25 protein-coding genes are annotated in these 26,083 nt (G+C 64.0%); 12 read left to right on the forward strand and 13 right to left on the reverse strand.

What is annotated here, in order from left to right; genetic code table 11:
- Positions 1 to 207 precede the first annotated feature (207 nt).
- Positions 208 to 1,047 carry a hypothetical protein gene (locus tag Q8S38_RS18795; protein ID WP_305681870.1) on the forward strand — a complete coding sequence of 280 codons (840 nt, stop codon included), beginning with the start codon at positions 208 to 210 and terminating at the stop codon, positions 1,045 to 1,047.
- A 113-nt stretch (positions 1,048 to 1,160) separates the two neighbouring features.
- Here Q8S38_RS18795 and Q8S38_RS18800 read toward each other — a convergent pair whose 3' ends face one another.
- A complete protein-coding gene (locus Q8S38_RS18800) occupies positions 1,161 to 2,018 on the reverse strand; it encodes a restriction endonuclease (protein WP_305681871.1) in 858 nt (285 codons plus the stop codon).
- A 12-nt stretch (positions 2,019 to 2,030) separates the two neighbouring features.
- The gene (locus Q8S38_RS18805; protein WP_305681872.1) at positions 2,031 to 2,885 is read right to left on the reverse strand and encodes a hypothetical protein; all 855 of its coding nucleotides are present in this window, start codon (positions 2,883 to 2,885) and stop codon (positions 2,031 to 2,033) included.
- Positions 2,886 to 3,448: 563 nt separating this feature from the next.
- On the opposite strand from Q8S38_RS18805, the gene Q8S38_RS18810 reads away from it, so the two are divergent.
- From Q8S38_RS18810 to Q8S38_RS18820, 3 genes are all read left to right on the forward strand, one after another.
- Positions 3,449 to 3,961, forward strand: coding sequence for a nucleotide-binding protein (locus tag Q8S38_RS18810; protein WP_305681913.1), 513 nt, complete (start codon positions 3,449 to 3,451; stop codon positions 3,959 to 3,961).
- Between the two features lie 225 nt (positions 3,962 to 4,186).
- Positions 4,187 to 5,065, forward strand: a complete 879-nt coding sequence (locus Q8S38_RS18815; RefSeq protein WP_305681873.1) for an FRG domain-containing protein — start codon at positions 4,187 to 4,189, stop codon at positions 5,063 to 5,065.
- Positions 5,066 to 5,162: 97 nt separating this feature from the next.
- The gene (locus Q8S38_RS18820; protein ID WP_305681874.1) at positions 5,163 to 6,440 is read left to right on the forward strand and encodes an MBL fold metallo-hydrolase; all 1,278 of its coding nucleotides are present in this window, start codon (positions 5,163 to 5,165) and stop codon (positions 6,438 to 6,440) included.
- Positions 6,441 to 6,634: 194 nt separating this feature from the next.
- On the opposite strand, the gene Q8S38_RS18825 is transcribed toward Q8S38_RS18820, so the two are convergent.
- On the reverse strand, positions 6,635 to 7,540 hold the full coding sequence (locus tag Q8S38_RS18825; RefSeq protein WP_305681875.1) for a LysR family transcriptional regulator: 906 nt from the start codon (positions 7,538 to 7,540) through the stop codon (positions 6,635 to 6,637).
- 203 nt (positions 7,541 to 7,743) lie between these two features.
- Between Q8S38_RS18825 and Q8S38_RS18830 the strand changes: the two genes are divergently transcribed.
- Entirely contained in the window at positions 7,744 to 8,511 is a 768-nt protein-coding gene (locus tag Q8S38_RS18830; protein WP_305681876.1) for an alpha/beta fold hydrolase, read from the forward strand.
- A gap of 116 nt (positions 8,512 to 8,627) precedes the next feature.
- Here Q8S38_RS18830 and Q8S38_RS18835 read toward each other — a convergent pair whose 3' ends face one another.
- From Q8S38_RS18835 to Q8S38_RS18870, 8 genes are all read right to left on the reverse strand, one after another.
- Positions 8,628 to 9,725, reverse strand: a complete 1,098-nt coding sequence (locus Q8S38_RS18835) for an FAD-dependent oxidoreductase (RefSeq protein WP_305681877.1) — start codon at positions 9,723 to 9,725, stop codon at positions 8,628 to 8,630.
- A gap of 23 nt (positions 9,726 to 9,748) precedes the next feature.
- Entirely contained in the window at positions 9,749 to 10,948 is a 1,200-nt protein-coding gene (locus Q8S38_RS18840) for a cytochrome P450 (protein WP_305681878.1), read from the reverse strand.
- Positions 10,949 to 11,039: 91 nt separating this feature from the next.
- On the reverse strand, positions 11,040 to 12,704 hold the full coding sequence (locus Q8S38_RS18845; protein WP_305681879.1) for a GMC family oxidoreductase: 1,665 nt from the start codon (positions 12,702 to 12,704) through the stop codon (positions 11,040 to 11,042).
- Between the two features lie 237 nt (positions 12,705 to 12,941).
- Positions 12,942 to 13,457, reverse strand: coding sequence for a hypothetical protein (locus tag Q8S38_RS18850; protein WP_305681880.1), 516 nt, complete (start codon positions 13,455 to 13,457; stop codon positions 12,942 to 12,944).
- A 187-nt stretch (positions 13,458 to 13,644) separates the two neighbouring features.
- Complete coding sequence (locus Q8S38_RS18855) at positions 13,645 to 16,161, reverse strand: two-component system VirA-like sensor kinase (protein ID WP_305681881.1); 2,517 nt, start codon at positions 16,159 to 16,161, stop codon at positions 13,645 to 13,647.
- Entirely contained in the window at positions 16,118 to 17,167 is a 1,050-nt protein-coding gene (locus Q8S38_RS18860) for a cytochrome-c peroxidase (RefSeq protein ID WP_305681882.1), read from the reverse strand. Before Q8S38_RS18860 ends, Q8S38_RS18855 begins: the two co-directional genes overlap by 44 nt.
- Complete coding sequence (locus tag Q8S38_RS18865) at positions 17,164 to 17,889, reverse strand: winged helix-turn-helix domain-containing protein (RefSeq protein WP_305681883.1); 726 nt, start codon at positions 17,887 to 17,889, stop codon at positions 17,164 to 17,166. The genes Q8S38_RS18860 and Q8S38_RS18865 overlap by 4 nt, the downstream gene beginning before the upstream one ends.
- Positions 17,890 to 18,069: 180 nt before the next feature.
- Positions 18,070 to 19,074 carry an alpha/beta fold hydrolase gene (locus tag Q8S38_RS18870; protein ID WP_305681884.1) on the reverse strand — a complete coding sequence of 335 codons (1,005 nt, stop codon included), beginning with the start codon at positions 19,072 to 19,074 and terminating at the stop codon, positions 18,070 to 18,072.
- Positions 19,075 to 19,241: 167 nt separating this feature from the next.
- Here Q8S38_RS18870 and Q8S38_RS18875 point away from each other — a divergent pair, with 167 nt between their 5' ends.
- On the forward strand, positions 19,242 to 19,685 hold the full coding sequence (locus Q8S38_RS18875) for a MarR family winged helix-turn-helix transcriptional regulator (protein ID WP_305681885.1): 444 nt from the start codon (positions 19,242 to 19,244) through the stop codon (positions 19,683 to 19,685).
- A 102-nt stretch (positions 19,686 to 19,787) separates the two neighbouring features.
- On the opposite strand, the gene Q8S38_RS18880 is transcribed toward Q8S38_RS18875, so the two are convergent.
- Positions 19,788 to 20,567 (reverse strand): SDR family oxidoreductase, encoded by a 780-nt coding sequence (locus Q8S38_RS18880; protein ID WP_305681886.1) that lies wholly within the window; start codon positions 20,565 to 20,567, stop codon positions 19,788 to 19,790.
- Positions 20,567 to 21,106: a nuclear transport factor 2 family protein gene (locus Q8S38_RS18885; RefSeq protein WP_305681887.1), complete on the reverse strand. Its 540-nt coding sequence runs from the start codon at positions 21,104 to 21,106 to the stop codon at positions 20,567 to 20,569. Before Q8S38_RS18885 ends, Q8S38_RS18880 begins: the two co-directional genes overlap by 1 nt.
- Between Q8S38_RS18885 and Q8S38_RS18890 the strand changes: the two genes are divergently transcribed.
- From Q8S38_RS18890 to Q8S38_RS18915, 6 genes are all read left to right on the forward strand, one after another.
- Positions 20,996 to 21,904 carry a LysR family transcriptional regulator gene (locus tag Q8S38_RS18890; protein ID WP_305681888.1) on the forward strand — a complete coding sequence of 303 codons (909 nt, stop codon included), beginning with the start codon at positions 20,996 to 20,998 and terminating at the stop codon, positions 21,902 to 21,904. The two genes, Q8S38_RS18885 and Q8S38_RS18890, sit on opposite strands and share 111 nt — an antisense overlap.
- 145 nt (positions 21,905 to 22,049) lie before the next feature.
- On the forward strand, positions 22,050 to 22,676 hold the full coding sequence (locus tag Q8S38_RS18895; protein ID WP_305681889.1) for a tyrosine-type recombinase/integrase: 627 nt from the start codon (positions 22,050 to 22,052) through the stop codon (positions 22,674 to 22,676).
- 370 nt (positions 22,677 to 23,046) lie between these two features.
- Positions 23,047 to 23,445 (forward strand): DUF2946 family protein, encoded by a 399-nt coding sequence (locus tag Q8S38_RS18900; protein WP_305681890.1) that lies wholly within the window; start codon positions 23,047 to 23,049, stop codon positions 23,443 to 23,445.
- Positions 23,446 to 23,570: 125 nt separating this feature from the next.
- Positions 23,571 to 23,759: a hypothetical protein gene (locus Q8S38_RS18905; protein ID WP_305681891.1), complete on the forward strand. Its 189-nt coding sequence runs from the start codon at positions 23,571 to 23,573 to the stop codon at positions 23,757 to 23,759.
- Between the two features lie 83 nt (positions 23,760 to 23,842).
- Entirely contained in the window at positions 23,843 to 24,361 is a 519-nt protein-coding gene (locus Q8S38_RS18910; protein WP_305681892.1) for a YcnI family copper-binding membrane protein, read from the forward strand.
- Positions 24,362 to 24,446: 85 nt separating this feature from the next.
- Positions 24,447 to 26,036, forward strand: a complete 1,590-nt coding sequence (locus tag Q8S38_RS18915; RefSeq protein ID WP_305681893.1) for a copper resistance CopC/CopD family protein — start codon at positions 24,447 to 24,449, stop codon at positions 26,034 to 26,036.
- The last annotated feature ends 47 nt before the right edge of the window (positions 26,037 to 26,083 follow it).

The following is a 26,083-nucleotide window of genomic DNA, read 5'->3' on the forward strand; positions in this document are numbered from 1 at the left end:
CGCGACGCTCACACCGCGATCCTTGATCAGGCGAACCGCCTCGATCTTGAACTCACGCCCAAATCGTCTTCGCTGCATCTGCCACCTCCGGCTTCATGAAACACCCAATCTCGGTGTCCACGAAACCGGCAGCAGGCCATCCCGCCCGGCGCCTTCCACAGCGAAGGCCATCAAGACGGTATGGGACTCTGCCTGTACCTGGCGCTGATGAGCCACCTGCTCGGCGCCAACTTCACCTTCGCGGTCCTCGACGACGTTTTGATGTCGGTGGACCGGGGGCATCGCCGAGAGGTGTGCGCGCTTCTCAAGAAGCGCTTCCCCAATACCCAGTTTATCCTGACCACCCACGACGAGGTATGGCTGCGACATATGAAGGCTGAGGGTCTGATCAAGGGAAAGAGCTTCGCTCACTTCAAGCACTGGAGCGTCGCAACGGGCCCGGCCGAGTGGACGAACGCCGGAATTTGGGAGGAGATCGACGCCCATCTAGCGCAGGGAGACGTCCAGCCGGCGGCGGCGGCGCTGCGCCACTATCTCGAACACTTCGCCGGAGAGATGTGCCACCGGCTGCGCGGCGTCGTCGAGTACCGGGGCGACGGCAACTTCGGCTTCGGCGACCTGATCACCGGCGCCGCCAACGCCCTTACCGACGCCTACAAGAAGGCCAAGGCTTCAGCCAACTCTTGGAACAAGCAGGAGGTGGTAATCGTCATCGGAGAGCGGGCCTCCGCCTTCACCACCGCAAGGGAGGCAGCCAAGGTAGATCAGTGGCAGCTAAACGCCGGCGTCCACTACAATCCCTGGGCTGACCTGATGCGCGAGGACTTTAAACACGTGGTCGAAGCCCACAAGGCGTTTGCGGCGCATTTCGAATGCGCGAACTGCTCGGAGCTGCTTTGGGTCACACCGGAGTACAAGCCGAAGGAGCAGCTTTGCTGTGCTTGCGGCGACGCCAGCCTGAACTTGATCGTCAAGCCGGTCGGGGCGAAACTCGCCGCCGCACCCGCCTCCACAAAAGAGGAAGCGGTTGGGCCCGTCGCCAAATGATCTTGGAGCGGCTCAGGCCTGCTCCGCACGTCGAAGAACTCTAGATGCGCTCATTCCGGCCTATGGCCACTTCAGGTTTCGAGAGCGATCCCTTTGTCGGCTTGTGGCGCTGATCACTCCGAGCTTGGTGTCCGCACCTCGCCGGAGCTCGTCACGACTTTCAGTTCGCCTGTTATCGCGTCCCGGATCATGGCTCGAACCAACGCCGCGCCATCTATCCGACGCTCTTCCGTCTCGATGTTCACGTCGTAAAACACGTTTACGCCGTCGATCGGGTATTTGGTGCCGCCAAGTTTGATCGTGTGGTTAGGCAGGTTCACTGTGAGCTTCTGGCCGGTCACGCTCTCAGTCGGGTCTGGGACATCCTCGCGGAAATCGTCTCGGGACAGGACGGCCTTACCGTTCTCGTCGAAGATGATCTTGGTGTCCGACAAATAGCTGGCGCTGACTTTAAGCGGATTTTCGGGATCAATCGATTCAAGAAACGCCTGGGTGAAAATTGGCTCCAGCTTCGTGATCTTCACGTCCACGATATGGAATTGAAGGACGACGGTTCTGACCCGGCCGTTCCAATCTGCATCGGTTGGCGTCCGAATTTCCCTGAGCGCAATGCCGTAGTGGTCCGCGTAATTTCGTGCCCCGCTCTGATATCCAACCAACGTGACGAACATACCGCTGAGATTGGGCACATCCAACAGGACACCGTAGAAGTCGCGAATGCGCCCAATCGAGACTGCCGTGTTGAACGCCTTACACTCGATCGCAGTCCGGTATGTCTGCCCGGCGACAATGAATTCCCAATAGACATCGATCTGGTGATCGCAGCCGGATTTCCCGCGCAGCTTGATGTTGTGCTGAACGTTGACGTTCCTGACGCCATCGGCCTCCACCAGCGCTTGGTAGACTACCTGCACGAATTGCTCGTATTCGGTGCCGACATCGTAGGTTGTTTTCTTCGCCGCGTCTGCCACGTCAGCGTCTCCTCAACCGATCTGCGGTAGCCCAAGGATCGTCCGAGCCCGTTTTTCCAGCTTGGTCTGCAGCACGCTCCGACCCTCGCCATTGTTGTGATAGGTCACCGCTCGAAGGTGCCTGAGATCGAACGGGATGTCGTCGATATGCTGCGCGATCAGGATGACCTCGCGGCCTAAAGCGTGGGCGATCCCGGCTTCGTAGAACACGTTCGGGTTCTTGCCCGTGCAGTCGGCGATGATGATGCGCGAGCGGTCGATCAGCCGGACGATATCCTGGATGATCGCGTGCTCAATCCAGATGTCATCGGCGCGATTGACCTGCATGCCTACCGCCGCGCCGACCGCTTGGATCGTCTGGTAGACCTCGTTGAAGGCAGGATGGAACGGCATCATCGCCGACATCTGGTTGTCGTCAATCTGCGGAGGCTCGTTGACTTGGAAGACCACCGGTCGGTTACGGCGCGGCGGCAATGACCGAACCATCGCACGGAAAAGATCGACTTTCTTCAATGCCCAATGGGTCCGGGTAAACTCGAAGTCCGCAATCTGGAGTTCGCGCTTCACCCGAGCCAGGGCTTCTAGGTCGATGGCCGGGACCTGCGTGTCATAGGTGTACTCGATTAGCACCTCGCCGCGACCATGCGGCGTCACGCGGGTGATGTGTCCAACCCTAGCCACTTCATCGTCCGCACCGATTTCCGGCATGAACAGGCAGGGGTATCGCATCAGCCTGTCGAAATCGATTTCGCCATCGCGGCGGTGCGTCACGATCAGCGGATCATCGGTATACTCGAAGATGCGATTGGTAGTGAATGTGCTCTCGCTCTCGGGCCAACCCGCTCCCATTACCAACAAGTTATACAAGCTGATCTCCCTTCACCGCCGATATCTGTTTATCGTGGCTAACGCCCGATTCCAACGGATCGACGCTCACATCGTGCTCCCGTTATGTTCCGGTGATGGCGCGTGACCGCATCTTGCGGGGCGATCTGCCGGATAAGGTGGCGAACGGGGGAAATTAAAAACCGATGTCGGACTCCACGCGGCCATCGCCGTCGAGAAGGACTATCCTTGCTGGGGTGGCCTTGCTCAAAGCCCTCGGACATAGCGGCTTTAGTCACTTTCTATTGGAACTGGACCTGCCAGACGTCGCGGGAACCGGCACTGGTCTGCAGGCTCGTACGACCTCCTTGGCGAAGTATGTTCTTGCGAACCCCGAAGCTGTAACTGCAGAAGGTGAACCCCTAGGTGCCACGATAGTGGAGGCGGCGGCTCGGGTTTGGCGCGGCGACAGACGCGAGAATATCACCCAGACGGAGCGTGAAGCGTTCCGGACTAGCGCAGCCGCAGACGGTTTACTGGACGAACAAACTGAAGAACCTCCGGAGCAAAATCCGGCTAGGGTGTTTGACGGATCTGCATTCAAGATGGCTAGGTCGGGATCTGCACTCGCTCCTTCAGCGCCGACGACTGCCCGTTCGCCTGCGGCGCCGGCGGCGAGGTCGAATCGGCGAGTTTTCGTTGTCCACGGCCATGAGGGGGAGATGAAGGCGAATGTGGCGCATTTCCTCACGAGGATGGGCCTTGAGCCAATCATCCTCGCCGAGCAGGTCAACGCAGGTAGAACGATCATCGAGAAGTTCGAAACGCACGCGGACGTCGGCTATGCCGTCGTTCTGCTGTCGCCCGATGATCCGAGCCCGGTGGTAAATCACGCCCGCGCACGACAAAACGTTATTCTGGAATGGGGATATTTCATCGGGCGGCTGGGCCGATCGCGCGTAACAGCCCTGAAGAAAGGAAGCGTCGAGCTTCCGTCCGATATCATTGGGATGGTTTGGGAAGAATATGATGACCGTGGCGCCTGGAAACGCCAGCTTGTGAGGGAACTGATCGAAGCCGGAATGGATGTTGATAAGGCCAAAGCCATCCTGGCGTAGGATCCAGCCTTCTCAGCGTGGATTGGGTTATCGCGGCTCGATCGGATTCATTCCCCGGCGCCGGGTGGCGGAACGTTAACGAACCTACCCCAAGCCGTCACCGTGGTCGGCGCGCAAAACCCCCAAAACGACTTCTATTCTAGTCGCGCCCCACGATCCGATGGCAGCTTGTCGGCACGGCCGTTCTCAACCTATGCTAGCATCGCGGCGAGGACGATTAAGAAAATGACAAATTCGGTTCCCGGAGCGGTGATTAAGACGCTCACGGCCTTCATCTCGAAGGTGACCCGGTATGCCGCCAGAGGCCAGAATCTCAAATGCTACCGGGGCCAGCGCGATACGTCATGGGAGAATGTGCCGGGGCTCTTTCGCCATGACCTCAGCCGCCTAGAGTCGAATGAACGGCGGGCCACACGGGATCTGATGGCAGTCCATCCACATGAGTTCGCAACTGATCAGACGATGTTCGATCGGCTTGTGAGGATGCAGCATTTCGGCCTTCCGACACGATTGATGGACGTCTCCCTCAACCCGCTCGTCGCGCTCTATTTCGCAACAGACCCGGGCCCGGACGGCAAGGCATCGGACGGCGTCGTCACCGCCTTCGCAGTGCCGGAAAGCAGGGAGAAATACTACGATAGCGATGCCGTCAGCTGCATCGCTAACCTCGCCAATCTCGACAAAGATGAGAAGGACGATATCGTCGAGATTAGGCGAGAGAGGAAGAAGGGCGCGACATGGCAAGGAGAGATCGCCCGGTCCAACGCCGAAGACGTCTATAAGAAACTGCACCAGTTCATCAGGGCGGAGAAATCCTACTTCTTGCCGCTTATCCATCCGATCGACCTGTTCAAGCCCTTCTATGTCCATCCGAAAATGAGCAATCGCCGCATCCTGGCGCAAGCCGGTGGCTTCATCGTCTATGGCTTGAAGCCACCCCGCTCCATAAAGTTCGCCGAGGAATTCAAGGAAACCAAGTTCATCGTTCCCGAGGCCTCAAAGCCAGACCTCAGAAGGTCGCTCGAACTGCTCGGCATAACGGACAGCACACTGTTTCCCGAGATCGATCGCGCCGCGAAGAGGATCGAAGCGAAGTATAGGTAGCAGGGGCTATGTAACCTTTCGGCGTCCTCGTCATCGCCCTGGCTCGTAACAGCGATACGGCGCGGCGCCAAAACATCACCTTGCAGCAAGGAACGGAATGGTTATCTGGCATACGCGCACACAGCATCCCGTTGGCCAAGGCTTCTTCCACAGCGCCGAATGTCGCGACACACCGTCCGGGTCGATCCAGCTTCGCTACGTCTATGATTGCGGGTCGAAGCAGACATTCTCCACTTCGCGCGACGCCGCGATCGATGCCTTCCTTGCCGATCCGGCGCCCCTCGACATTCTCTTTTTGTCACATGCTCACGACGACCACGTCTTAGGGGTGCCCAGGCTAATAGACGGGAGGCCGCCAAAAACGGTCGTGATGCCATTCCTGACACCGGAGGAAAGGCTCCTGGCCTTCGTCAGCTCGGCAATGGACGACATCACGGTCGTGAACGATCCGTTTTACGTGAGCTTCACGGTCGACCCTGCGCAGGCGCTGTTCGATCTGGGCGCGCAGGATGTCATCCAGATCCGGCGTGGATCGGGAAATGCGCCCGGCGCGGACGGGGAGGAGCCGCGTCCGTCGCCACCGACCGAAGGAGCCGGAAAGGACACCCCGCCGGATCCGGACCGAAACTGGACCATAGTCGGCGACACGAAGGGCAAGAGGGTAGTCGCAAAGCCGCCCCATAGTGCGCGACGCACGCTAACGACTCTGCCGGATACGTGCGCCATTGCGGTGTCACCAGGTATTTCGGGATCGAAGTGGATGTTGGGGCCATATGTCGATCCCGGCATCGTGGCGCAGCGATCCGAGTTCGCGAAGGCGTTCGCCACGATCACCGGACTGAATATCTGGCGCCTGAGATACCCCAAACCCTTGCGGGACATCATCGCCAATCGTCTCCCTGACCTTCAGCGTGCCTACCGGAGCGTGGCGGGCGACCTGAATCTCACTTCTCTTTGCTTGTTCTCCGGGCCAATGCCACCGCACGACAGCGTTGGCGTCCGATACGTGGGGATCGGCGACAAGCCGACATGGTTTAGGCTGTCGCATGAGCGCATCGGGTGGCTGGCTACTGGCGACGCTGAACTCAGATCAACCAAGCGACGGAAAAATTTCCTCGATCACTACGGCGCGTTGCTCAAACGCGTCTGCACACTCACACTACCTCATCACGGATCAGTCGAGAATTTCGATCCAGAACTTCTTGATCACATCCAACCGCTTTTTTGCGTCGCTTCGGCGGCTCGTTACAATACGTGGCAGCATCCCGGTACCTATGTTGTGCAGGACGTTGCCTCTGCGGGGATCCCGTTGACGGTTGTCACTTCAGACGGCCGCTCGATCTTGACGGAGGTCGTGGTAACCGGGCTGAAATAAGATCGGTCTGGAAGCATTTTCAACCGTGATGCGAACGGGCTATGTCAGCTCTGCGCGCAAAAACGGCCCTTCATAACGGCCGAGCCGGGCGGCTTAAACGCCAAATACTGTCGGCCCACAAAGGTCTGCTTTTCGGCGCGCTTCGAATGTCTGCAAATGGCGCGGTGCTCTCATCGTAATGCACGGCACCGATGCTATCCCAAATTGGCCACTGTCTCGTAAAGGCGCTCCCGAAGCCAGATATGACCGCCATCTTCGTGATTGCGCCGATGCCAGAGAGCCGAGAGCTCAAGCGGTGGCAGATCGAGAGGCGGATCGAACAGATCCAGGTCGTGTGAGAACCGCAGCAGCAGGCGGCTCGACAAAGTGCAGAGGCAGTCGCTGTTGGACAAAATCGTCGGCACCAAAGCATAATTGGGGATCGACACCATGACCTTGCGGGTTCGGCCGAGAGCCGCAAGCAGGCCATCAACATGTCCGCTGAACCCCCCGCCGTCGGTTGAGATGACGAGATGGGTCAAGTCGCAGTAGGTATCTAGGTCGAGAGGGCCATCACCGCGGGGGTGCCCGTTTCTCTGAGCCGTCATGAAGTGGTCCTGGAAGAGCCGCCGCTTCATTAAGTCGACGGTTTCGCCCTCCGAACCGGAGATCAACAGGTCGATCTCACCGCTTTCGAGTTTTTCGCGGGTGTTCCAGGTCGGATGAACGAAAGCCAGGCGCACATTCGGTGCTACTTCCATGATGCGGGCCACAAGACCCGGCGCGAGAATGTAGGCCGGGTTCTCGCGGATGGCGATGACGAAGGTCCTCCTTGCGTCCTTCGGGTGAAACGACCGGCGCCCCACCACCATTCGATCGATGTGGTCCAGAAGACCCGCAAGGTCCTCCTGAAGTTCCAGCGCCCGCGGAGTCGGGACCACGCCGCGGCCCGACGTCGCCGTCACGAACAGGGGGTCCGCGAACACCGCGCGCAGGCGCGTCAATCGCGCCGAGAGGCTTGACTGGGTAATGCCGAGATTAAGGGCGGCCTTGGTGACATTGCGCTCCTTCAAAAGCGCGTCGAGAGCCATCAGCAGTCCATGATCGATATCCACGGTCACCTGTCTCGCTTGTCGGTTCGGCTGGTTGCCCCGCAGCTAATAACCGGCTGCAAGATCAGATCAACGAATCCAGGGCGCGGCCGCTTTAGCCCCTGCCAGCGCTTGTCTCCCCGACCTTGTCGATCGGTCCAAACGATGCCGTCAATCGTCGTTTCGGACACCTTTCCTGTAGAGCTTGCTCACCGCATCAGGAGACACCGATCATGAACACCGCGCTCAAGACCCTTGCCGCTGCCGCTGCCGTCACAGGCTCACTTTCAGGCTCTGCGCATGCGCAGACCGTCAAGAACATCGTCCTGGTCCATGGCGCCTTCGCCGATGGTTCGGGCTGGCGGGGCGTCTACGACGAACTGACCGCCAAGGGCTTCTCGGTCAGCATTGTCCAGAACCCGCTGACGTCGTTTGCCGATGACGTCGCCGCCACGCAACGCGTCCTCAATCGGCAGGATGGGCCGGCCATCCTCGTCGGACACTCCTATGGCGGCAGCGTCATCACCGAAGCCGGCGCCAGTTCCAAGGTCGCCGGCCTGGTCTACGTCGCTGCATTTGCGCCAGAGGCAGGACAATCGACGCTCGACCAATACAAAGAGGTTGCGCCGCCGGCAAACTTCGTTCCCGAGGAGCAGCCCGACGGTTTCGCCTACCTGAACGGCGCCAAGTTCCAGGCCGGGTTCGCGGCCGATACAAGCGCGAAGGACGCCGCCTTCCTGCGCGATTCCCAGGTGCCGATCGCGTTGGCCGCGCTCAAGGCGAACGTCACCGTCACGGCCTGGAAGACGAAGCCGAGCTGGTACGTCGTAGCGACTGAGGACGGCGCCATCGCGCCCGAGCTGTTGCGGAGCACCGCGCGACGCATCGGCGCGGCCACGACCGAGGTCAAGGGCAGTCACGTCGTCTTCCTGACACAGCCCAAGGCGGTAGCCGATGTTATCGAGGCCGCCGCGAAAGGGGCTCTGGCCAAGGCGAAGTGAACGCCTGCCGGGCCCATCGCAATCATTCCTTAGCGGCACGGTCGATGGCCGTGCCGCGTCATCGCAGCGCTGATGCAACAGGATGGCAGCCCCATCGCGTACAGCCGGGCTAGCGTTCAGAGAGGCCCTGCGAGAGGCCCATAGGAATGCCGGTAGAGCATTTCCCCACCGAAGCGAAACAGTGCATTCCTGACAATCCGGGGAAGGCGGCGCGCCTTGTCGCGCGACGCATTCTGCCGGTGAACCCAATCGGCGCGCGGCTTCCGGCGGGCCTCGAACCGTGCGAGGGCGACCGTCAGGCTTGGACTTGCAGCCAGTTCGTCGGCAAGAACGAGTGCGTCCTCGACGGCCAGGCCTGCGCCCTGAGCCATGCTGGGCGGCCCCGCATGCGCGGCATCGCCAACGAGCACCACGCACCCGCGATACCAGCGATCAAGCCGCAACCGCACGAGCTCGGCGAAGTGGACATTCGCCGACGCCGCCAGCGTCAGTACCGGCCGCAACGGGCCAGCGAACAGCGGCTCCAGACGCCTCGCAGCTGAATAGCGGGAAACCTCATGTTTCGGAACCGCGAGATCCGCGTAGACATAGAGTTCTGACAGTGAAATCGGCTTGCACAGCAGGCTGCGATCGCGGCCCAGCATCACCGTCCAGTCCGCGACGCCCGCGACGTTGTGAACGATGAAACGCCAGCAGATGTTGCCGACATATTCGGGCTGGCGACAGTCCGGGAAGGTCAGCCTGCGGACACTGGATCCAACGCCGTCTGCACCGATGACCAGATCGTAGTCTTCGATTTCGCCGTCGTCGAAACGAATGCGGCAATGATCGTCTCGATCATCGATCGCCTCGACCGATGTCGTGATCAGCTCCGTATCGATGCCCTCCCTCAGCAACTGCCACAGCGTCGATCGCCGGGTCGCTCTGCAGGGCCCGACTGCGCTCCAGAATTCAGCGGTGTCAATCTCGCTCAGCAGCCGTCCGTTCTCGTCGCAGATCCGTTGCCGTGCAATTGGGTGGGAGTGCTTCAGCAGCGCATCGAGCAGTCCGAGCTGCTCCACCGCCCTGACGCTGTTTCCCGGCAGAAAGAGCCCGGCGCCTCCCTCTCCCGGACCCGGATGTCGGTCCACGATGGTCGGCTTGAACCCGCGCAGCGACAAGGCGCGGTGGGTGGCCAGCCCGGCAATGCCGGCGCCCACGATCAGGATCCGCATCTCCTTCGCTCGATGGGGCATCATCACCAGGTCACGCGGCACTCGGTGTTGCCCCGAACGAAGACGTGGCCGGAGAACACCGGCGGCTGATCGAGCCGCAGATGCGGAAGCCGCTCTGTCAGAACCGACAGAGCCTCCTGAAGCGCTGCCCGCCCCAAAGCGTCTGCCACGCATCGGTGTGGGCCGCCGCCGAAGCCGAGATGGGAGGGGCCGGGGTTCAGCCGGAAGATGTCGAACACGTTGGGACGATCGAAGATCCGCTCGTCTCGCAGGGCCGATAGGAGCGACAGCACGACCAGTTGTCCTGCCGGCAATCTGCGGCCCTCGATATCGATGTCTTCAGCCGACACCCGGACCAGGCCCGCGATGCCCGGCTCGAAGCGCATGGCTTCGGCCACGGCGGCGGGAACGCGCTCGGGATCCTTGCAGACCGCCTGCCACTGCAGCGGGTTCGCCAGCAGGTTGGCCGTCTGCGCGACGATCGCGGTTCGCACCGATTCCGTGCCGCCGATGATGAGCTGTACGATCTGCATGAGGGTTTCGACCCGCGCATGCCGCAGCTCGGTTTCGGCCAACCGAGCATAGTGCTGCAGGAAGCCGCCGGCCTGATCGTCACCGTCGCAATCGAGCAGAAGCATGATCGCGCTTCGAACCCTGGCTGCCGCCTTCTCGGCGGACGCAACGGTCGCAGCTGTTGCATCGGGGCGGAAGAACGCGTTCATCGCATCGATGTCGCGCAGGAACGGAGCGATCTCGCCAGCGGGCACCCCCAGCAGACCCGCCAGGCCGCGCGCCGGCAACGGGGCGGCGTAGTCGCCGACCAGCTCCATCCCGCCGTCGGCAAAGCAACGGTCGATCAATGCGTGCGCGCTGCGCCGGACATGCAACCGGTACTGCTCGGCGACCTCTCCGATGAGCGCCCTCGACATCGGTGAGCGGCGATCTTGATGAACCCCGCCGTTTGCCGTCAGCATGCCGTGCGCGAAGATGTCGAACAGCGCGCCTTGCGACAGGCCGGCCTGCGCCGGCAGGGCGGTTTCGGTTGCCTGAAGCCGGGGATCGCTGGCGAGCCGACTGACATCCTCATAACCCAGGACGATGTAGCCCCCTGTTTCGAGGGCTGCGAACGGGTGGGATGCGCGATAGCGACGCAGCGTGCCGTGCGGATCCGTTTCGAGATCGGCGGACGGAATGACGGGAACGTCTTGGATGGTGTCGAGCATGGTGTTTGGTTCCTGGTCGTTGATGCGGATGCGACAGCCCGGCCGGTTCGCCAGCGGTCTGATCTCATGAGGGCAGGCTTGTGGCGGCGTTTCAGAGGTCGGCCTCAACGGCTGCCCGGGTCGCCGAGCTCGAAAACCCGGCATGCGACAGCCCGTGCTGCTGGCGGATCATGTCCGCCGCGCGCTCGCCGATGACGACGCAGGGCGCCATGATGTTGCCGACCGGGATGCGCGGCATGATCGACGCATCAGCGATCCGCAGCCCGTCGATCCCGTAGACCTTGAGCCGGCTGTCGACCACGGACATCCAGTCGCGCCCCATCTTGGCGGTGCAGGACTGGTGCCAGTAGGTCACGGCCGATTTGCGGATGAAATCGAGTATCCCGGCGCGATCGCGGAGGCCCGGCGCCGTCTCGCGCGCGACCAGATCATCGAAGGCCCTGGCGTTGCCGATGTCGCGGCACAGTTCGACGGCCGCGATCGCTGCCTCGACGTCTTCCGGTGCGCTGAGCGCATTCGGTTCGATCAGCATCGGGTCGTCGGCATTCGGCCCGGACAGGCGCAGCCGCCCGCGGCTCTTCGGTTGGGCGAGGCCTGCGAACATCGTCCAGCCATGGGCCGGCGTCTCGATGCCTGTCTCCGCCGGTGAAGGCACGGCGAATTCGAGCTGGCATTGCAGGATATCCGGCGCCGGCAGGCGGGAATCGCTTTTCCAGTAGATCTTCGCTTCGCAGCCGCCCGCTCCGATGGGCTGGGGCTTGCGATAGGCCCAGGTGCAGCCGAAGGCGATATGGTCCTGATGATTGCGGCCGACGCCCGGCAGATGCTGGACCAGGTCGATGCCATGGGCCTTCAGTTCGGCCTCGGGGCCGATCCCGGACTGCATCAGCACCTTCGGAGTCTGCACCGCCCCGAGCGACAGCACGGTTTCGCAGCGGGCGCGGATCTGTCGCCGTTTGCCCTCGTGGAGGATCTCGACCCCGATCGCCTTCCGTCCGTCCAGCAGGACGCGCGTGACCAGCGCGCCGGTCAAGACCGTCAGATTCGGCCGTGACATCATGCGATGGGCATAGGAGCGGAAGACCGATTCACGCTTGCCGCCGCGCACCCGCAGCTCCGCGATCGCGGCTCCGCCTGCGCTCTCCATCATCTCGCCATTGGGGGTGTCGAAGACGGGAATGCCCATCGCGCCGGCGGCCTCGACGAGGGTGCGCGCGACGGGCTGGGGCGCCAGCGGCTGAGCGACGTAGACAGGGCCACCCGACCCGCGACGCAGCGGATCGGGCGCGCCGCGCCAGTCTTCGATCCGGCGATAATAGCCGAGCACAGACTGGTAACCCCAAGCCTCGTCCCCGGCCTCTTCGGCGAAGTGGTCCCAGTCGGCCTTGTGACCGCGGGCCCAGACCATGACGTTGATGCTGGAGCCACCGCCGAGGCCTTTGCCCATGCTCAGGGCCAGCCGACGACCGCCCAGGCCGCTCGACGGCTCGCCGACGAAGCCCCAGTCGCGGCTGCTGCCGAGATTGAGAGGCCACTTGGCGGGGTCCGACACGGTCTCGGATTCGTCGTCTTCGCCGGCCTCCAGCAGGAGGACGCTTGCATTCCCGTCCTCCGCCAGGCGGGCCGCGACCACGGAGCCGCTGGAGCCTGCGCCGCAGACAATGAAATCAAAGCTGTCCCACTCCGGATCGCCCTGCCGCTTGGCAGACCGATCATCGCGATGAGGGCTGACTGTGATGTCTGTCGAATGGTCCATGGGGGCCTCCGTTGTGTTGGTTGGAGCGGCCGGCCCGTCGGACGCTTCAAGAGCGCGAGCGAGCGGCCGGTGCTGCGGCGATGGGGCGGACGGACGATCACGACGCTCCCGTCACGGCGCTCCGTGCCGGACGGCACGACCCCGTGTTGCTGCGGTGATCGTGGGTCCGGTTGATGAAGCGGCTGGTTGGCGGTGCGCCCCTATCAACGGGGTGTGCCCGGCGTGGACTCGCGTGGCTCAGCGTTCGCCGCCGTGGCGGACGAAGAACTCAATCGCGGTGGCGTCGAAGATGCCGATGTCGCGCAGCATTGCCGCGTTGAGCCTGCGCAGGTCCTGAACGGCTCTTCGCACCGCCATCTCCCGCAGAAAGCCGTGATAGACGCCTGCAACGGAGGCCCGCAGCCGGCCCGACAGCGTCGAGCGTCGCGGCAGGACGGCTTTCGCCCGAGTGGGAACTGGCTGAGGTGGGTAGGGCTCGAATGTGCTGCCGAAGGCGAGTGCATTCCCAGCGATTCCGAAATCCATGGCGAGCCGTTCGATCCACGAGAGGCGAGACGCGGGCGCGCGCGCCCTCGCCGGTTCCGGCGCTGCGGTCACAGGAGCATTCGATGCCCGGTCCTGGGAGATGTGCAGCCGAGGCCGCCCTTGGCTGGCCGGCCAGTGCCGGAACGCGATGACGTTCATGTCAGGGGCGGCTCGCTGCGGGAAATGATCGCCCCAGTCGGCCACGGCTTCGAGATCGCGGTACTTCATGTTCTGCTCCGTCGTCTGCGATGGAGCCGTTATCGGCGGGCCGTGTTACATGGACACGAGCAGATCAGCCTTTGTTGTTACGGATGAAATATTCGAAACAGAGCTCCTACGACTTGTGCTGTCGCATTTTCCTCTTGTCGGTCTGACGGGGGGCTGCATTTAAACGACAACCTGTCCTCGTTGCTTCTCAGTTCTGCAAGCCGTCAAACAAGGCTTGCGCCAGCGCTCGCGAATTGATCGGCTTGCCGAGGATACGACCGTCCCCCTGCGCAATGCGGGTCATGTCTCCGCCACGAGCCCTGTCGGCCACGACAATGATGGGAATGTCCTGCAGAGCTGCGCTGATGCGGGCGATCCCGGGCGGATCGCCCATGGTCTCCTGATCGAGCAGGGCGATGTCCGGGCGATCGTCCGCGGTCACCAGCGCCGCAAGCATCTCGTCGGCGCTCGCGAAGCCCATGGGCTCATATCCCAATGCGGCGATCTTCTCCTCATACATCTCCAGCAGGAAGGAATCGCCCTCGAGGATGGCGACGCGCTGCCCGTTCCCGATCGGCGTGGAACGATCGCCATAGAAGGATTTGATCGGCACGGGGGGCTTGTCGCTCGCCGGGAGGTAAATCTCGAAGGTCGTGCCCGACCCGCCGCCGCCGGCGACGTTGATGGCGCCTTTCAGACCGGCGACAAGGCCATGAACTGCGGCCAGTCCGAGCCCGGAGCCCCCGCTGCCCGACTTGGTGGTGTAGAAGGGCTCGAAGATGTGGGGCAGCTTCGCTGTGTCGATGCCCAGGCCACGGTCACGGACCGCCAGACAGAAATAGCTGCCGCTCGCAATCTCGCCATGGGACAGCATGGTCCGACGATCGACATCGACCGCCCGAACGCCCAGTTCGACAGGCTGCCCCCTGGCCGACGCTTCCATCGCGTTCTTGCAGAGATTGAGCAGAACCTGCTGGAACTCGATCGGATGGCCCTCGATCGTCGCGGCATGAGCAGGAAGCGACATGTGCAGGTCGACCTTCTCGGCGAGCGTAACCTGCAGCAACGGCTGGAAGTCCGCGATCGCTTCGACCATGTCGAAATGCCTGCTGGGGCGATCCCGCTTGCGACTGAACGCCAGGATCTGATCGACGACCGTCTTGGCCCGATCGCCGCTCGCCAGGACCTTCTCGACGTAAAGGCGCGCCGCTGACGATCGCCGCAGGATCTGCAGGGCCATCTCGCTGTAACCGAGGATGGAGCCGAGGATATTGTTGAACTCGTGAGCAATGCCGCCGGCGAGCGTCCCCAGCGCTTCGAGTCTCTGGGCCTGCTGCAATCGCTGTTCGAGGACGAGCTTCTCGCGTCGTGCATGGCTGCTCGCGACCAACTCGGCCAGCGGAGCGACGGCAGTCTCGAGGATGGTTGAGAGGAACGCGCCGGGACGCGCCTCAGGATCGACGAACTGCGCTATCAGGATCGCGATGCGTGCGTCCGGGAGCGCCGCAAAGGCGACCGCATGGGTGGAGCTCAGTTCCCGGCTCCAGACGCGGCCTTCGGGCGGGCGGTCAGCGGCGCATCGGAAGCGAGCTTCCGCGAGCGCCTCGTCCAGTGCGGGCGGCCGCAGATCGGCGTCTCGTTCCTGACGCCGCTGGGGATCCATGCCGAACGCGCCGTCCGAGCCATAGAGCTCGGAGATGGCGCCCCGTTCCGCCTCGACGATGGCGAGGTGGATGGTCTCGACAGAAAACTGGCGCGAGAGCAGCGAAAGCCCGTCCCGCATGTGCTTGTCGAAGGCTTCGGCCGGCGCCCCATGGATATGGCTCTTGATGCCGGCGATGGCATTCTCCAGCCGCAGCCGTTGTTCCAGTTCGTCGGTCTGTCGGCGCAGCCGGACAACGAAAAGCAGAACGCAGAACCACAGGATGATCGCCGTCGCGCCCAGAATCGCACGGCTGATCGTATTCTGGCTGGCGGCACGGCCGACGATCTCAAGGTAGCGCTCCTGCAACTGCTCCGCATGCGACAGGGTGCGCGAACTGCCGATGGCCAGGATGGTGGCTTCCACGGCCGGCAGCATCGCCAGCACCACGCCGGCATGGACGCTTAGGGTCTGGACATCGGACACCCCGACGACGGACCGCGCAAGCTGCTCGATCCGCTGGCGGATCTCCGCTTCGAGCGCTCTGTCCGTCGTCATCGCGAAGCGCATCATGAGCGTGCCGAGATCGCCGACCCCCGCCATCGCGATCCGAACATTCGGGTTGGGTGAGTCGTGAAGCGTCGTCAGTGTCTGGCCGAAGACCGCGATTGAATTCTGGAGGAGCGCGTTCATCGTCTTGAATCGCTCAATCAACCTCTCATCGGCGTCGATGCTGGACGTCAGGCGGTCGAGCGGCTGAGCCAGGTAGCCATCCTCGTCGAGTGTCTCTTCGCGGATCCGCACCGCCAGCCGCGTCGGCGCCTCTTTCAGCGCCACGATGGACGCAACCAGGGGATCGTAGGAGGTGAGGAACCCGGCCCTGGCTCGCAAAACGTCGCGCTGGAGCAGCGCATGATGAGCGTCGACGCTGCGCAACGTCGTCAGGATGGCCTCATGGGTCACGCGTCTGAAGTCGCGGCCGATGGCGACGAAGGCCAGCGCCATGGCCAGCACCGCCGTCATCACGATGACGAAGGGCTCAGCGGCGATCTTCGACGGGAGCGGCCACGAGCGGCTTGCCATCGTATTCTCCGGTGAGGCTTTCGAGGAACGCGGTGATCGCGGCGATGTCCGTCTCGCTGAGCATGCGGCCCAATTGGCTGCGGCCCATGATGTCGACGGCCTCGCTCAAGCTGTCGGTTCGGCCGTCGTGGAAATACGGCGCGGTGACCGCGACGTTGCGCAGGCTCGGGACGCGATAGACATGGCGCTCGTCCGAGGCGTCGGCGAGCGATGCAGCCGGCGGTCCGGCTGGGTGGGACTGCACGGAGTCGGGCCGAGGGCCTTCCACGCCCCCGAACACGCCGAAGATCTGGGACATGTTGCCCCCGACATTGGAGCCCTGGTGGCAGGAGGCGCAGCCATAGCTCCGGAACAGGTCGTAGCCGGCCCGCTGCTGCGGCGTGATCGCCCTTTCATCGCCTTTCAGGAACCGATCGAAGGGCGCGTTGGGCGTGGCCAGCGACCGCTGGAAGGTCACAAGCGCGTCCAGCACGGCCTCCCGATCGGGCTGGCGGCCATAGGCTGCCATGAAGCGGACCCCATACGCGCGCGAGCGGCGAAGGCGCGGCAGCAGCGTCTCCCAGTCGTTCGCCATCAGGTTGGGCGCCGTCAGGACCTGGTCGGTCTTGTCTGAGAGCGAGGTGAGCTGGCCGCGCCAGCCCATCCGATAACTGTTGGCGACATTAAACAGGGTCGGGACATTGAATTCGTGCACGCGGCCATCATAGCCGACGCTGCGATCGCGTTTGATCGTGCCGCCGCGTGAGAGATCATGGCAGGAGTTGCAGGCCAGCGCCTGCCGGCTCGACAGGATCGGGTCGTGAAAAAGCGCTTCGCCGAGTTTGACCCGGGCCGGATCGAGCGCGGGTGGCGTGGGTAAAGGCGAAAGAGGCGATTGCACCTCGGCGAGGGCGACGCTCCCTCGCCACGCCAACGGCACGAGGCCTGCCAGGCCGATGCCGATCGCAGCCGCGCTTGCCGCGGCAACGCTCGCCACCCGCCGAACCCTCCGACGTGCGCGGGTCATGTCCGGGCCCTCGGCACGTCGTTGACCGTGACATCGCTCGTGAAGACATAGCCCGCCCCGCGCTCGGTCCGGATCAGCTTCGGCCGCGCCGGATCCGCCTCCAGCTTTCGCCGGAGCCTCAGGATCAGGACGTCGATGCTGCGATCGAACACATCGTCGTTGTGGCTGCGCGTTTCCGTCAGCAATTGTTCACGCGACAGCACGTGCTGGGGCGCCTTCAGGAAGACGGTGAGCAGCTTGAACTCGCCTGCGGTGAGCTTGATGTCCGCGCCATCGGCGTCGGCGAGCCTTCGCGTATCGATGTCGAGCTCGAAGCCGCCGAAGCGGTACGTCTTGCGCTCCTTGCGCTTCCTGTGCGCCGGCCTTTCCCTCAGGGAGGCCCGCACACGCGCCAGGAACTCGCGGATCGCGAAGGGCTTCGTGACGTAGTCGATGGCGCCGAGTTCGAGCCCCACGACCTTGTCGGCTTCGTCCAGCCGGTCGCCGCTGATGATGATGATCGGCGCGTCCGACGTGCTGGACAGGCGGCGGACGATCTCCAGCCCGTCCTCATGGCCGAGATTGAGGTCGACGACGACGAGATCGACCGGATCGGTGCCGACGATCCGCGCCAGCGGCCGGCTGTCGCTGATCGCGGTAACGCGGAACGCGTGCTGCGACAGATAATCGGACAGCAGATCGCGGATCGTCGGATCGTCATCGATCAGAAGAATGTGCTTCACGACACGGCTCCAGCGGGGCGATCCCCAGGTGATCGAAAGGTCTCGGGTCCGACGACGGGCGCTTGCCGGATCGCGCTGACGGTGATGACGGGAAGCGTCGATCGGCTGGATCTTTGACCGGCGCTGAGGCGAGCTGCGGGGGCACCAGCGCCCCCGCGTGTGCTTGCACGTTCAGGCTGCTCAGGCCTTGAGGAAGGCGAGCATGTCCTGGTTCAGGCGGTCCTTGTGGGTCTCGGAGAGGCCATGCGGGGCGCCCTCATAGACCTTCAGGGTCGCGCTCGGCAGCAGCCGCTTGACGGCCCGCGCAGTGGTCTCGATCGGGACGATCTGGTCGTCGTCGCCATGGACGATCAGCACCGGCCGGTCGACCTTCTTCAGATCAGCAACGAAATCGGTCTCCGAGAACGCCTTGATCGAGTCGTAGGTGTTCTTGAAGCCGGCCTGCATGCCCTGCGCATACCAAGCCTCGATCGCACCCTGGCTCGCCTTGGCGCCGGGGCGGTTGTAGCCGAAGAAGGGGCCCGCCGCGATGTCGCGGAAGAGCTGGCCGCGGTCGGCCAGGAAGCCCTTGCGGATGCCGTCGAAGACCTCCATCGGCACGCCGTCGGGGTTGCTCGGCGTGCGCAGCATGATCGGCGTCACCGCGGCGATGAAGCCGACCCTGGCAACACGACCCGTGCCGTGGCGGCCGACATAGCGCGCCACCTCGCCGCCGCCGGTCGAGAAGCCGAAGGCCGAGACGCCTCTCAGGTCGAGCGCCTCGATCACCTCAGCCAGATCGTCGGCGTAGTGGTCCATGTCATTGCCATCCCAGACCTGGCTGGAGCGGCCATGGCCGCGGCGGTCATGACTGATGACGCGGAAGCCGTTATTGGCGAGGAAGAAGGCTTGGTTCTCCCAGCTGTCGGAGGAGAGCGGCCAGCCATGGCTCAGCGTCACGACCGGACCATCCTTGGGACCCCAATCCTTGAAGTAGAGCCGCACGCCTTCGCGGGTGACGATGTAGTCGCCATCGACGACCGGCTTGGCCCGGCGGGCGGGCGCCTTCGCGGCGGGGCGCGCCTGGGCGGCGGCATCGCTGGCGGGCAGCGACGCGGCAGTCGCGGTGACGGCAGCCAGCGCGATGCCGGTCAGCAGGTCGCGGCGGGCGGGAGCGTTGGCGGCGGTTTCGTTGGCGTTCGACATGATCTCGTCTCCTTCTGGTTTGGTTGGCCCGGCGGAGGACCGTCGGCCGATCTGCAATCGCTCACGATTAGATCGTGAGCGATTGATTAAATGCACGCTACACCGCTGTCAATCCCTTGCGATTGGATCGTGCGCGATTATTTTAAGGCGATACCGAGGAGAAGCCGATGACCGCCCCTGCCCCGCCATCCGATCTGAAGCTCGACGACTTCCTGTGCTTTGCGGTCTATTCCGCCAGCCACGCCTTCAACCGGCTCTACAAGCCCCTGCTCGACGAACTCGGCCTGACCTATCCGCAGTATCTGGTGATGGTGACGCTCTGGGAGCGTGACGACCGCACTGTCGGCGAGATCGGCGAGCGACTCTTCCTCGAATCCAACACGCTGACCCCGCTGCTCAAGCGGATGGAGGCAGCGGGGCTGGTCTCGCGCAGCCGTGACCCGGCCGACGAGCGACAGGTGCGCCTGCGGCTAACGGACGAAGGCCGCGCCCTGCTCGACAAGGCTCGCCAGGTCCCACCCTGCGTGCTCGAGGCGACCAACCTCTCCAGCGAGGAAGCCCGCAGCCTCACCGATCAGATCGGCGCGCTGCGGACGGCGCTGTCGCGCTAGGCGCTCGGCTTCGGCCCTTAGCCGCTAGGTCGGCAGGCGGAGCCTCATGGTGGCCGTGAGCATCGGCCGCCGGTGAGCCTCGCCTGCGAGGCCGCGATCACCTCAGACCGTCGGCACGGTTCCGCCGTCGATGATGTGCTCGGAACCGGTGATCGCGCCGGCGCGATCGGAGGCCAGGAACGCGATCAGGCTGGCGACCTCATCCGGCCGCGCCGGGCGTCCCAAGGGGATGCCGCCGAGCCCATCCATGATGATCTTCTTTCCGCCCTCGTAATCGGTGCCCGCCTCCTGCGCCAACCGCTCGACAAGACGTGTGGCGGCTTCGGTTTCGATCCAGCCGGGCGAGACCCGCAGGACACGGACGCCCTTGGGCGAGACCTCCTTGGACATCGCCTTGCTGTAGGCCGACAGCGCAGCCTTGGCCGCTGCATAGGCCGTCGTCGATTCCGGCAGCGGCAGCAGACGCTGGATCGACGAGACATGGACGACGACGCCGCCACCGCCTGCCACCATCGCCGGCACGAGCAGGCGGTCGAGGCGAACGGCCGGCAGGAGGTTGTGGGCCAACTCCTTCTGCCACTCCGCCTCCGTCAGCGCGGCAAAGCCACCGGCCGGGGCGGACGAGCCTCCCAGCATATGCACGAGGATGTCGACGCCGCCGAGGCGCTTGGCAACGGCTTCGGCGACAGTCCGCGCGCCGTCTTCGGTCGTCAGATCGGCCGGGACGAAAAGGTCTTCGGGGAGCGTATCGGGTCGGGTGCGGGCGCTGGTCAGCACCTTCGCGCCAAGTTCGCGAAACAGTGCGACCGTGGCCGCACCAGCGCCCTTGGTGCCCCCCGTGATCAGCGCGCGTTTGCCAGCAAAGGAGATGAAGTCGGTCATCACGCGATCTCCAGACGCGCGATCGCGTCGTTTGCGACGGTGAAGGTAAAGAGCAGGGTCACCGGGCTGCCGGGAAAGTCGCCGCTGACCCGGGTGCGAACCTGCGTGACATCGCCGGTCGTCGTTGCGTCGATCGGCGCGTTGACATGCGGGGTCTTCCGCTTCGCCTCGATCCACCAGTTGCGGATCGCTTCAGGCCCGGCATGACGCCGATGCTCGTCTTCAACGATCGCCTCGGGTGACATGGTCGCCATCAACACCTCAAGGTCGTTGCGGTTGTCGGCCTCGAAATAGGCCTGGATGCAGTTCGGCAGGTCCATCTTGTCCTCCTCTTGACCAACAATGGTCTGATGCGACTGAAGATAGACCTCGACGATTGTTTTAATAATCGGGATATTATCGGATGACGAGATGAATGGATCGGGACAATGGATCGATTGGCTGTCAATGATCTGGAGGCGGTTCTGGCGATCGCGCGAAGGGGCAGCTTCCGTGCGGCGGCCGTCGATCTCGGCCTGTCGGCCACAGCGCTGAGCCATGCGATCAGCAAGCTTGAGGCGGATCTGGGTGTGCGCCTGTTCAATCGAACCACCCGGAGCGTCTCGTTGACCGAGGCAGGCCGCCTCTTCGTCGAGCAGGTCGGCCCGACGCTGCAGGACATGCGCAGCGCTTTGGAGGGCGTCAGAGCGCATCGCGCGACACCATCGGGCACGATCCGGATCAACGCCGCGCCGTTCGCCGCGCGCGAGATCATGTCGCCGCTCGTCATCGCGTTCCTGCGACGCTATCCCGACATGACCATCGACATCGTCACCGAGGGCAGGCTGGTCGACGTCGTCGCCGACGGATTCGATCTGGGCGTAAGGGTCGCAGGGCTCGTGCCCAGCGATATGATCGCCGTGCCACTTGGGCGCCCGCAGCGGTATGCGGTCGTCGGATCACCGGGCTATTTCGAGCGCCACGGCAAGCCTCGGGTCCCGCCCGACCTTCTCCGTCATATCTGTATCCGCGTGAGGCTACCGGATGGCGGGTTGTTTCGCTGGCGCTTCGAGAAGGACGGGGAGATCGCCCAACTGGATGTCCGCGGCCCGATCATTCTGGACGAAGGCAGCCTTGCCCGCATCGCCGTGCGCGAGAGCATCGGCATCGGCTTCTTCTTGGAGCAAGACGTCCTCGCAGACATCGCAAGCGGCGATCTCATCCGCATCCTGGATGATTGGACGCCGCCCTCCCCCGGGCTCTGCCTCTACTACCCCGGTCGCCGAAACCTGTCGGCGGGCATGAAGGCCTTCCTGACTCTCGCCCGCGAAATAGCGGCGCGTGGGCGTGCAGCCTGATTATCTCCCATTGACCTATGCGTTTTCTGACAACGCGCCGGAATGGGCTGCAGGTGCTTGTCACGATCGGCAGTCTACTCACGCTGCAGCGTGAGCGCGATGTGATATGATGCGGCTGGATGCGGCCTCCTGAGGAGGATGCACGATGCCGATTGAGCAGGAAAATGTTGCTCAGCGTCCCGCCTGGAATACGGGACGCCTGATTGGCCCCAAGCCTCCGCTTAAGCCGCGTCACATCTGGGCCATCCGAACGCGGCTTCAGCACGATCATCGCGTACGCGATCTCGCCATGTTCAACCTCGCGATCGACAGCAAGCTGCGCGGCTGCGATCTTGTTCGCCTTCGCATCAGCGATGTTGTCCTCGGCGGCACGGTGAGGCTGCGGACTTCGATCATCCAGCAGAAGACGGGCCGACCGGTGCCTTTCGAACTGACGGATCCGACGCGCGAAGCGCTGACCACTTGGCTCCGTCGTCGACCATCAATCGATGCCGATTGGCTGTTTCCCAGCCGCAGCCATAAAGGCGAGCATGTCACCACCCGCCAATATGGGCGTCTGCTCGATGACTGGGTTTCGCTAATCGGTCTCGATCCTGCTCTGTACGAGACGCACAGCCTGAGACGGACCAAGGTTGCGTTAATCTACAAGCGCACCGGAAATCTACGAGCCTGCCAGCTCCTGCTCGGCCATTCCAAGTTGGAGAGCACAGTCCGCTACCTGGGAATCGAGGTCGATGACGCTCTGATCTTGTCTGAGCAGACGGATATCTGATCGAAACGGCGCGGCGGCTCCCGCCGCGCCGTAGCGCACCGCAAATTCAGTTATCTCCGCCACAGAGCAGGATGCTCGCGGTGCGCTGAACGTCCGCTCTTTGGTGGAGCACAAATGTCAGGAAGTGGCGCATCTATCGAGTTGCCGGCTAGTCGGGTTTGCGTGCCGCGACGATGATAGCATTGTCTATGAACGCGATCGCCGCAGGCGATAGACCTCGGTCACCGTGTGGACCTGCAGCCGACAGATGCGAGAGTGAGTCGCACTGTAGACCTCTCAGCAGCGAGCTCATTTCAGCATTACAGTCAGCTACAGGGTCTCTTTGACAGAAATCGTCCCAGTGCTAGGAAGCACATTGGGAGAACCATCCTTGTCCGCATTCCGCCAGAGCGCAGCATCTCGCCGTTGGGTCGCGATCATCGCGGCCTATCTGCTCGTGCTGCAGGCGGTCTTTGCGGGTCTGGCGTCCGGCGCCCATGCCGGAAGCATGAGCCTCGACCGGACCCTGGCGATGACGCTGTGCGCACCGGGCGAAATGCCCGCGGGCAGCAGATCGGACCAGGGTAGCGCGCGACACGATCAGATGACGTGCTGCGTCCTAGGTTGCGCGTTCTTCGGCAGCGGCGCATCGGCCGCCCCAGCGGCTTTTCTTCCCGTCATCCATCGTACGGTCGATCTCGTTGCCTTCGCGCGCCGACTCGATGCGCCACATGGCTACGTCGCCGGCCATTGGCCGGCTAATCCCCGCGCGCCGCCGTCCAAAGCCTGATCCTGCCCGCGCGCATCCATGAGGATGCCCGCAGGCTCGCTCAAGCCCAAGAACTAAGGCCGGCGCCAGGCTGATCCTCCCGCGATCATAACCTCGAGCCGTGCCGAGTAGCATGGACAGCCATTGTGCCCTTCCATCCGCTGACGCGCGTTTGTGCGTGTTTTGCGACGGGTCTGCTGATCGCAGCCGTCGCCCTGATAGCAGTCGACCGCGTTCTGCCGCTCGAAATGGAGCTCAAGATCGCGTGGCTTTGGCTCGGCGGAAACGCCGCCATCGCGCTGTCGCACATCCTGCCCGCGCTGTTGCGCGACTGATCCACCGCGGCGCCTACGCGCCGCGGCCTCTAGCCCTGATTACACCGCCCCCCTCTGGGCCACTTCACTCGAAGGACATCCCCATGTCGATCCGTACCGTTTTCGCCACCCTCGCCGCGCTGGCCGCCGGCCCCGCCTTCGCCCATGTCACGCTGGAGACGCCGTCGGCACCCGTCGGCTCGACCTACAAGGCCGTGGCGCGCGTGCCCCATGGCTGCAAGGGCGCCGCCACCATCAAGGTCCGCGTGCAGATCCCGGAAGGGGTGATCGCCGTCAAGCCGATGCCAAAGGCCGGCTGGACGCTGGAAACCGTCAAGGGCGCCTACGTGAAGTCCTACGACTACTACGGCACGCCGACCTCCGAAGGCGTCAAGGAGGTGGTCTGGAGCGGCGGAAAGCTCCTGGATGAGCATTACGACGAGTTCGTCTTCCGCGGTTACCTCACCACCGATCTCAAGCCCGACACCACGCTCTACGTCCCGATCGTTCAGGAATGCGAGGGCGGAGGCGTCGAGCGCTGGATCGAGATCCCCGCAGCCGGCAAGGTCTCCGACGACTACAAGTTCCCGGCTCCGGGCCTGAAGCTCACCCCCAAGAAGTGAACCGACCCAAGCAGCCGGGCGTCAGCGCCCGGCTGCGAGACCTTCGTCTTGGCCGGGCCCTCGGGCCCGGCCGCCTGGAACCGTCATGGCCGCTCGTCTTCGCCTCATCCTCGTCCTGATCGGACTGCTCGCCGTTGCCCTCGCACCGGCCAGCCGCGCGTTCGCGCATGCGGCGCTGAACGGCGCAAGCCCGGCTGATGGCAGCGTCCTTCCCTCCGCACCGTCGGAGCTGACGCTGACCTTCAGCGAGCCGGTCTCGCCGCTGGCGCTGCGGCTGATCAGGCCGGACGGCCAGGCGACGCCGCTGGAGCGCGCCGATCTCAGGGACCGGACGCTGGTGATCGCGGCGCCTGCCGGCCTCGGTGAGGGCACGCATGTGCTGAGCTGGCGGGTGGTCTCGGCCGATGGCCACCCGGTCGGCGGGTCGGTGCTGTTCTCGATCGGCGCGCCGAGCCCGACGGCGCCGACCGCCGGGACACAGACAGACGCGATGGTGCGGGTGCTGCTCTGGGCCAGCCGCGTCGCTCTCTATCTCGGCCTGTTCATCGGCTGTGGCGGCGCCGCCTTCGCGGCCTGGGTTGCGCCGCTTCCGGCGAGGGCGCGAGGCCCCGTCACCGCCGCCCTGCTGCTAGGCCTGGTCGCGTTGCCACTGTCACTGGCCGCGCAGGGTCTCGACGCATTGGGGGCGGATCTGCGGGCGCTGTTCCAGCCGCCGGTCTGGCGGGCGGCGCTGGGCACCAGCCTTGCCTCGACACTCGCAATCGCGGCGGCCGCGCTGGCGAGCTGCCTCCTGGCGCTTCGGCTGGCAGGAGGCCTCGGAAAGATCGCCGGCCTGTTTGGCGTCGGTCTGGCGGGTCTCGCGCTAGCGTCGAGCGGCCATGCCAGCGCCGCCAGTCCGCAAGCGCTGATGCGGCCGGCGGTGTTCCTGCATGCGGCCGGCATCGCGCTCTGGGCCGGCGCCTTGCTGCCGCTGATCCGGGCCCTCCGTCAGCCCGACGCAGCCGCGACGCTGCGGCGCTTTTCCTGGCGCATCCCCGCCATCGTCGCGATGCTGCTCGGCAGCGGACTCGTGCTCGCCGTGGTGCAGGTCGAGCGGCCCGCCGCGCTGATCGACACGGATTACGGCCGCGTGCTGCTGGCCAAGCTCGGGCTGGTCGCGCTCGTGCTGGGGCTCGCTGCCCTCAACCGCTGGCGGCTGACGTCCCAGGTCCAGGCGGGACGGCTTTCCGCCTGTCACCTCATGGCGCGCATCGTCGCCGTCGAACTCGTGCTGATGCTAGCGATCTTAGGGACGGCGGCGCTGTGGCGATTCACCCCGCCGCCGCGCGCGCTCGCCATCGCAGCCGCCCAGCCGGCGAACATCCATATCCACACGCTCACCGCGATGGCCGACGTCACCCTGACGCCGGGGCGAGCCGGGCCCATCGTAGTCGCCATCGTGTTGATGAACGGCGATTTCGGGCCGCTGCCGGCGAAGGAGCTGACGCTCTCCTTCGCCAACCCCACAGCCGGCATCGAGGCGATCGAGCGCCCAGCGATCCGTGGTGCAGACGGTGTCTGGCGGATCGAGGGTCTCAGCCTGCCGCGACATGGCCGCTGGAGCGTCGAGCTCGCCATTCTGATCTCGGACTTCGAGATGATCCGCCTCACCGAGACAGTCGAGATCCGGCCGTGAAGGACGCCTTCGAAGGGACGGATGTCCACAGCACTGAACCGCGAGCT

Origin of the sequence: Allobosea sp., assembly GCF_030695125.1 — a bacterium.
Taxonomy (GTDB): Bacteria; Pseudomonadota; Alphaproteobacteria; order Rhizobiales; family Beijerinckiaceae; genus Allobosea.